General features: G+C 73.5%; 1 protein-coding gene and 1 pseudogene. Both read right to left on the bottom strand.

Translation table 11 applies throughout. The annotated features are described in order from the left end of the window. A pseudogene (locus tag HY68_RS43940) lies at positions 1-634 on the bottom strand (5,6-dimethylbenzimidazole synthase); the annotation flags it as partial. Positions 635-991: 357 nt separating this feature from the next. Further along, positions 992-1,546, bottom strand: a 555-nt coding sequence (locus tag HY68_RS45400) for a methyltransferase domain-containing protein (protein WP_241778643.1), incomplete at its 5' end; no start/stop codon positions are given.

Here is a 1,546-nt window from a genome sequence, read left to right as displayed (position 1 = left end):
CCGGCTCGGGCTCCGGTGCGACCAGCTCGGGCTCCGGGGCCACCAACGGCTCAGGCTCGGGCTGCGCCGCCTGCGGCACCCGTACGTCGCTGAGGTCCAGCGAACCGGAATGCCGGCCCCCGGTCTCATGCGCGTCCCGCTGCTCGGCGGGAGCGGGCGCCGGCACGGGCACCGCGACCTCGGGCACAGCCACGGCCTCGGGCACCGGCACCTGCTGCACCTGCACGTGTGCCTGGTACTCGTACCCGGGCTGGTGGAATTCCTGCTGGTGCTGGAACCCCTGCTCAGGATGGACCTGAGTCTGCGTCGGGACCGGCGCGGCGGCCGGCTGTTCTATCTGCGGGGCGACGGGCACCTGCGGCGCGGTCTGCGCCGCGTACGCACCGTGGTCGACGGGCATCGCGACCTGCACCTGGGCCGGGACCTGGTCGGGGCCCGGGGCCTCCGGCGCCACGGGCTGGGGGTCGCTCCACCCCCCCTGGGCGCTCGGCATCAGCAGCAGGTCTTCGTCCTCGGTGACCGTCTCGGAGGGGGACAGGTAGGTGTACGCGCCAGGAGCGGGGATGCCCGGCTGCTCCACCATGCCTGCGTGCTCCGGCTGTCCCTCGCCCGGGACCTGGCCGGTGTCGGTCATGCGTACCCCTCGCCCATTGGTAGTGCTCCTTCAGCCCTGCACCGGGGCGCCCGAAACGCGGCGCTTCGGCTGCCCGTCAACAACAACGAGCGTGGGCGCCGCGCGGCACGAACGGCCCGCGGCTCTCACGTATTCTCGCGGGCTTTCGCAGCCGTGGGGGGATGATCCGCCACGGCAAACTGTGGACTGCGCCACGTCGCGCGTCCCCCGGTTCGGCTCTACCACATCAGGGTCCAAAACGGGCCCCTTTTCCGGACATTGACGAACGAAGCGACGAACGCCCAGCTGCGGTACAACGGTCGGTCAGCCTACCCCGCGCCGTTCGGCCGCGGGGTCAGGGGGCCGCTGCTGGACGTATCAGGAAGTGCCGTCCGGGCGCCGGGCCGCGACCAGGAAGACGACGGCGCGCTCGCGCTCCGACCAGTCGGCGGTGTCGAGGTCGACGGACTGCAGCAGTGTGCACTCCACCTGGTAACCGCCCTCGGTCAGCGCGGTGCTGACCGCCTCGGCCTCGTCCCGGGTGGCCGCGTGCGTGACGATACGTTCCGGCCTGCGGTCGGCGCAGGCGACGACGACGTCGATACCGCCGCCGCCGATCCGTACGACATCGGGTTCGGGCAGCCGCTCCAGTACGTGCGGGGCCGTGCCCTCGACGACCTGGAGCTGGACGCCGGCCCTGCGGGCTGCGGCGGCCGTGCTGGCGCAGGCGCCCGGTTCGGAGTCGACGGCGATGACGGCCGCGCCGAAGCCGGCCGCCTCGGCCGCCACGGCGCCGGTGCCGCAGCCGATGTCCCAGACGAGGTCGCCGGTACGGGCGCCCAGCCGGGCCAGTTGGGCGGCGCGCAGCCAGGTCGACTCGCTCTCGTCGAGGTCGATGCCGTACTCCTCGGCCGGCAGCGCCCAGCCCCGCGC

Source organism: Streptomyces sp. AcH 505 (assembly GCF_000818175.1).
In the GTDB taxonomy this organism is placed as follows: domain Bacteria; phylum Actinomycetota; class Actinomycetes; order Streptomycetales; family Streptomycetaceae; genus Streptomyces.
This window is presented reverse-complemented; position numbering and strand designations above follow the sequence as displayed.